Source organism: Trueperella sp., assembly GCF_043424875.1.
In the GTDB taxonomy this organism is placed as follows: domain Bacteria; phylum Actinomycetota; class Actinomycetes; order Actinomycetales; family Actinomycetaceae; genus Trueperella.
Genome location: NZ_JBHWPL010000091.1, coordinates 1 through 6,346 on the forward strand (window position 1 = coordinate 1; position 6,346 = coordinate 6,346).

Annotated in this window: 6 protein-coding genes and 1 pseudogene; 6 read left to right on the plus strand and 1 reads right to left on the minus strand. The window is 65.6% G+C overall.

What is annotated here, in order from left to right:
- Window positions 1–90: 90 nt before the first annotated feature.
- The 6 genes from ACHFFR_RS07915 to ACHFFR_RS07940 are packed head-to-tail and all read left to right on the plus strand — an operon-like array spanning window position 91 to window position 6,222.
- Complete coding sequence (locus tag ACHFFR_RS07915; RefSeq protein ID WP_394263727.1) at window positions 91–1,089, plus strand: FecCD family ABC transporter permease; 999 nt, start codon at window positions 91–93, stop codon at window positions 1,087–1,089.
- Window positions 1,086–1,871, plus strand: coding sequence for an ABC transporter ATP-binding protein (locus ACHFFR_RS07920; protein WP_394263728.1), 786 nt, complete (start codon window positions 1,086–1,088; stop codon window positions 1,869–1,871). The genes ACHFFR_RS07915 and ACHFFR_RS07920 overlap by 4 nt, the downstream gene beginning before the upstream one ends.
- Window positions 1,872–1,894: 23 nt before the next feature.
- Window positions 1,895–2,851: an ABC transporter substrate-binding protein gene (locus ACHFFR_RS07925; RefSeq protein WP_394263729.1), complete on the plus strand. Its 957-nt coding sequence runs from the start codon at window positions 1,895–1,897 to the stop codon at window positions 2,849–2,851.
- A 17-nt stretch (window positions 2,852–2,868) separates the two neighbouring features.
- Window positions 2,869–3,840 carry an ABC transporter transmembrane domain-containing protein gene (locus ACHFFR_RS07930; protein ID WP_394263730.1) on the plus strand — a complete coding sequence of 324 codons (972 nt, stop codon included), beginning with the start codon at window positions 2,869–2,871 and terminating at the stop codon, window positions 3,838–3,840.
- Between the two features lie 2 nt (window positions 3,841–3,842).
- Window positions 3,843–4,490: an ATP-binding cassette domain-containing protein gene (locus tag ACHFFR_RS07935; RefSeq protein WP_394263732.1), complete on the plus strand. Its 648-nt coding sequence runs from the start codon at window positions 3,843–3,845 to the stop codon at window positions 4,488–4,490.
- 31 nt (window positions 4,491–4,521) lie between these two features.
- Window positions 4,522–6,222, plus strand: coding sequence for an amino acid ABC transporter ATP-binding/permease protein (locus ACHFFR_RS07940; protein WP_394263731.1), 1,701 nt, complete (start codon window positions 4,522–4,524; stop codon window positions 6,220–6,222).
- Here ACHFFR_RS07940 and ACHFFR_RS07945 read toward each other — a convergent pair.
- Window positions 6,188–6,346, minus strand: a pseudogene (locus ACHFFR_RS07945) (bile acid:sodium symporter family protein); the annotation flags it as partial. The gene ACHFFR_RS07940 and the pseudogene ACHFFR_RS07945 sit on opposite strands and share 35 nt — an antisense overlap.

Genomic DNA, 6,346 nt, shown 5'->3' on the forward strand with positions numbered 1-6,346 from the left:
GGAGTGGCACCACGACACCAACACTCGGATCAGTTTGATAATGAGAATCGATCTCAGTTAGGGTCCGGGTGTTTCACTAGAAAGGCTCTCATGCGAATCGGCGCCTTAACCGCCGGGGTCGGACTCGTCCTGATCATCATGCTGGCTGCAATTAGCATCGGCCCAGTCGTCACGTCCCCGTCTCACACCATCGACGCCCTCGCCTCACTCTTCACCGGCGAGGGCGGGGCATCGAGCGCGCTCATCACGCAGATCCGTCTCCCCCGCGTGCTGGTCGCCGCGCTCGTGGGCGGCGCACTGTCAGTCGCCGGCGCCGCCATGCAGGCCATTTTCCGCAATCCGCTCGCAGAGCCCGGAATCACCGGCGTGGGAGCGGGCGCGGCAACGTTCGCCGTCATGGCTATCATTACTGGTCTATCCCAGGTTCACCCGCTGCTGCTCCCCGGCGGCGCCTTCATCGGCGCCCTCCTCGCAACAGTCGTTGTTCAAATTGCCGGCGGGCGCAGACTCGGCACATCGAGCGCAACACTACTGCTCGCGGGTATCGCACTGAATTCGTTCCTTGGCGGCCTTATCGGCGCGATGATCGCCAACGCCCCGGATTCAGAGGACGCCCGCTCGGCCGTGTTCTGGCTCAACGGCGACCTCACCGGCCGCACCATGAACGACGTGAGCCTCATCGTCTTGCCCATCATCCTCGGCACGGCCGTCATCCTCATCCACTCCCGCGAGCTCAACCTGCTCAGCCTTGGCGAGGCCACCGCCCAAAGCAGCGGCGTCCCTGTCAAGCGGGTGTCCCACATCGTCCTCGCCTTCGCGGCGCTTGCCACGGCCGGCGCCGTGGCGACGACGGGCGTGATCTCGTTCGTCGGCCTCGTCGTGCCGCACATGATCCGGCTCGTGGCAGGCGCTAACCATCGCTTCCTCCTGCCGGCGTCGTTCATCTTTGGCGCCGCCTTCCTCATCGTCGCCGATACCGGCGCGCGGATGCTCTTCAACCCCGTCACCCTCCAGACCGGCGTCATCACCGCCCTCATCGGCGCGCCATTCCTCCTTGTCCTCGTCATGCGAAGCAGGAACATCTCATGAGCGCGATTCGACTGACGGACATGCACGTGGCCTACGGCAAGCGGCCGATCCTCGCCATCGACGAGCTCGAGCTCAGGGACGGCGCCGTCCACGGCCTCATCGGCCCCAACGGCGCAGGCAAATCCACACTCCTCAAGGCCATGCTCGGCCTCGTCCCCCACGCCGGGCGCGTCGAGATCGACGGCGAGGACTTCAGCGCAATGGCATCGCGCGAAAAGGCGCGGCGCGTCGCCTACCTCGCCCAGGACGCCCTCGTCGGCTCGTCGTTCACCGGGCGCGAGGTCGTGGACATGGGGCGCTACGCCCGCCAGCCGCGCTTTGCCACGCGAACGGTCGACGACAACGTCATGGTCGACCAGGCGCTGGCGACGACGGGCGCCGACGCGTGGGCCGACCGCTCCACCGTGGCAACGAGTGGCGGAGAACGCCAGCTCACCGGCCTATCCCGAGTCCTTGCGCAGGACACCGCTGTGCTGCTCCTGGACGAGCCGCTGTCCGCACTCGACCTCTCGCACGAGACGCGGGTGCTCAAAGTACTGCGCGAGTGGGTGCAGGGCGGTACCGGCCGCTCCGTCGTCGTCGTTCTTCATGATCTGACGATGGCCGCACGTTTTTGCGACGAACTCGTGTTCCTCCAACCCCAGCCGACGGGGGCGCGGGCATTCGCGCAGGGGGCGCCGCACGAGGTTCTCACAACTCAGTCGATCGCCGACGTCTACGGCGTGAACGTGGATGTGCGCCGGAGCGACGTCACGCAAAGTTTGGTCGTCACTGCTCTGTGACGGCATCACCAAGAAAGGTACTTATGAAAAATCACCTGAAATCCATTGGCGCTATCGCCGCGGCAGCACTATTCCTCGCCGGCTGCGGCTCAGACGCGGCAGAAGAGACGACGCCGACGACGACGCCCGCAGCAGTCGAGTTGTCGGACGTGGCAGCAGATGAGCAGGAAACCAGCAAGTACGAACGCATCGTGGCCGTCAACTCCGAGACGGCGGACATGGCGCTGCTCCTCGCCGGCCCCGACAAGGTGGTTGCAGTGGCCGCCTCCTCGCAGTCTCCGCACATGGGTCAGGTCCCCGATCTTGCCCGCCAAGTGGACAACACCCTTCCCCCGGGAGTCGAGCCTGATGCGGAACAGATCCTGTCCTACGACCCCGACCTCGTGCTCATCACCGCACGTCACGGCGCCGAAGATTCGGTGAGCGACCAGCTGGAGAGCACGGGCGTTGAGACCATCAGCTTTGACGGCTCGCAGTTCGACACGCCCGAAGCGTATGCCGCCGCGCTGCGCGAACTGGGCGCTGCCCTCGGCTTGGAACACAAGGCAGACGCGCTTGCCGCCGAGTTGGAAAGCGACATCGCGATCCTCGACGAGAAGCGCGATGACTCCTCGCCGTCGTTCGTCGCGCTCATGGCGCGCGGCCCGTCGATCATGGCCATGGGTGAGAACAACGCGTTGCCGAAACTTGCCGTGCGCGCAGGCGCAACCAACGCCGCAGCCGCCATTGGTCTGACGACGACGGGACCGATCGACGCCGAGCAACTCCTCAAGTCCAATCCCGAGATCATCTTCGTCGAGGACTTCAACGGCAGCGGCCTGGAGCCGTTCCAGGAAATGCTGGACAATCCCGCGCTCGCGGACGTCGAGGCAATTAAGAATGATCGACTCGTGCTCGTTCCCATGAATGAGGCATCGGCGCTGGCCGGCCTCAACATGCCAACTGGCTACGAAAAGATCTTGACCGAAGTTCAAAAGTAGCCATGAGGAACATACGGGTGAGCAGGGTTAGCACCGGTGATCGTGCCATCGCGGCGCAGACCGTGGCGCTTGGGATTCGCGCGCTGAGTATCGGGGTCGCGTACATCGCGTTGGGCAAAGTGATCGGCACGGGCTTCGATACGTCGGTGGACGTGCGGTGGGTCGTCGTCGGCGTTGGCGCCCTTGTCGTCGCCGCGCTGTGCGACTTTGCCAACGGGCTGTCTCAAGCCACGAGCGCCGGCAGCGAAGAAAAGCGCATGCGGCGGGCCCTGCTCGCTCACGCCTTCGGCCTTGGGCCCGCGCGGTTCTCGGGCCATGAGAGCGGGCGGCTGGTCTCGCTCATGACGGACTCCGTCGAGCGCGTTGCCAACTACAGACAGGGCTATGTCGGCCAGCTCGTCGGCGCAATCCTGACCCCGTTCATCACGCTCGTGCTGATTGCGATCATGATCGACTGGCTGACGGCCCTCATCTTGCTCGCCTGCCTCCCGTTTGTTCCGCTTCTTATCGGGGTGTTCCAGCGCCGATTCCGCAAGGACTCGGCCCGCTCGCGCCAGGTGCGAGGAAAGCTGGCGAGCCAGTTCCTCGAATCGATCCAGAACTTGCCCACCCTCGTGGGGCTTCGCGCGGCGGACCGCGTGGGCACCACCTTGGCGAAGACGGGCGAGGAGAACCGGGTGGCTCTCATGAAGGTGCTGGCCCGAAACCAGCTCCTCCTGTTCGTCACGGAGGCCGTTTTTGCCCTGTTCCTCGTGAGGTCGGGTTTGCGGCGGCTTGGCTCAGGTTGCGGTCGGGATCGATCGACCTCGGCGAGGCCGTCGCGGCCATCTTGCTCACCACCCAGCTCACGACCCCCATCACCAAGGTGGGCGGATACTTCTATATCGGCATGGGTGGGCGCGCCGGCCAAAAGGCCATCGCGGGATTCCTCAAGCGCCGAGTCCCCGCCGATTCGGCCACGCCCTCGTGCCAGGGCGGCTCGGCCGTGACGATGACGGACCTTGAGTTCGGCTACAACGCAGACACGACAGTCCTGCAATCGGTAGATGTCGAGATCGCGCCCGGCCAACGCACGGTTCTCGTTGGCCCATCAGGTAGCGGAAAGTCCACCCTCTTGAGCATCATGGCCGGCGACCTCGTCCCGACCGGCGGGTCGGCGTGCGTGGGCGGAATTGCACTGACGAGTGACCATCAAGACGCGATACGACGCAAGAGCGCCTGCGTCCACCAGCACACGTGGCTCTTCCACGGCACCCTGGCAGAGAACCTGCGGGTAGCCCGCCCGGACGCCACCGACGACGACATGCGCCGCGCGCTCGAGCGCGTCGACCTCGGCGACTGGGTCGCCTCCCTGCCCGAGGGGCTCGACACTCACGTGGGCGAGCGCGGAATGTCCGTGTCCGGCGGGCAAGCTCAGCGTATCTCCCTTGCCCGGGCCATCCTCGCCGATCGCGAGCTCATCATCCTCGACGAGCCGACCTCACAGGTCGATCTCGAGTCCGAGCAGGTAATCGAGAAGGTGATCGACGAGCTAGCCGAGCAGGCCACGTTGATCATCGCCACTCACCGCCCGGCCTTGGCGAAGGGGCAGGTCTACCACGTGAACAATCAGAATCTGGAGCAGACCCGTGCTAGCTAGAATCTCCACAGTCAGCAGCTGGCTTATCAGCGTGACCCGAGCCGTTCTTCGGCCCCTCGCGTGGTCGATTCTCTTCCGGCATCTCTACTTTGCCAGCCACCTCGGCCTGCTCTTCGTGGGTGCGTGGGCGGTTGGCTCGCTCGGCGTCGAACTCGCCGGCGGTGCGCCGACTCCCTGGTCGCCCGTGCGCCTCATCTTTGTGCTCATCGCACTCTCGCTTGCCAAGGCGCTTTTTAGTTACCTCGAGCATTTCCTCGGGCACCTCGTGGCATTTAAGGCGCTCGAAATTCTGCGCGTGGAGCTCTACCGCCGCCTCGTGCCCCTCGCCACTCAGATTCGCAGCACCTCGGGCGACCTCCTGACGCGCGCAACCAAGGACATCGACCGGATCGAAGTCTTCTTCGCGCACACCCTCGCCCCCGCGGTCACGGCACTTACGGTGCCACTCGCCGCGATCGTCGTCGGCGGGATCGCGCTCGGCTGGCCCATCGCGCTGACTGCGGCCGCCGGCCTCGCGCTCAACGTCTTCCTCGTGCCGTGGCTCGGCGCGAAGGCGAGCCTGCAGGAGGCGCGCACGCTCAACACCTCCCGCGCGGACATCGCCCAGCACATCACCGATTCCATTCAGGGCATGGCGGAGGTTACCGGCTACGGACACGTCGAGGCCCGCCTCCGCGAGATGGATGACCTCGCCGATCGCAGCGCGGCCAGCCGCATCACGCGCGGGCGCTGGGATGCCCTGCGCACATCAGCCGCCACGGCGCTCGCTCTGGCCACGCTGATCGTGGTCGTCGTCGTTGGAGTTATCACCGACGTTGGGCCAGTGGGCGTAAGCGTCTCGGCCGCCGTCGTGTGGGGGCTGTTCGATGTGACGGGTGGCGTTCGCGAGTTCGTCGGATCGCTCGATGCCTCCCTTGCCGCCGCCGAACGCGTCCACCACATCGCAACGATGCCGCCGCGCGTGACGCAACCGGACGCGCCAGAGCCGCTACCCGAGGGCGGGCTCGGCGTTACTCTCAGCGGCATCAGCTACGTGTATCCCAGCCGCCGGGCTCGCGATAGCGCGCTCACCGACGTTCACCTCGAGATTCAGCCCGGCAGCCATACGAGTATCGTCGGCAGGTCGGGCTCCGGAAAGTCCACGCTGCTCAAGCTCATCACCAGATTCGACGACCCGACGACCGGGCAGGTCACGCTCGGCGGGCGCAATCTTCGCCAGCTCGCGCTTGACGATCTTCGCTCGCGCGTCGTGTTGGTCGAGCAGGCCTCGCCCATCTTCAACGGCACCGTGGCGCATAACCTGCGTTTGGCCGCTCCCACCGCGAACGACGACGATCTGCGCCGCGCGCTCGAGGTGGCCGCCCTGTGGGACGAGCTTGCCGAACGCGACGGGTTAGCCACGCAGGTTGGGGAACAGGGCAAGCTTCTCTCCGGCGGTCAGCGCCAACGGCTGGCACTGGCCCGCGCGGTCCTCACCGCGCCCCGCGTGCTCCTGCTGGACGAGTTCACCTCGCACCTTGACGAGGCGAATGTGGCAACCGTCCGCACGAATCTGCGAGAGGCATTTCCCGACATCACGATCGTGGAATCGACGCACACGACGATCGGGCTCGACCAGGCCGACCAGATCGTCCTCATCGACCACGGCCGCATTCACGCCGCAGGCACGTTTGACGACGTGCGCGATTCGGGCTCCCTTATTCGTCTGATGGTGCAGGCGACGTCGCTGTGACGTCGGCCAACCTGCGGTAAACCATCGAGAGGAAGGCGCCCGAGAGGTTGTGCCACACGGAGAAGATGACGGCCGGCAGCGCCGTTTCTGGCGTGAAGTAGGTGCGCGAGAGTGTTGCCGCAAG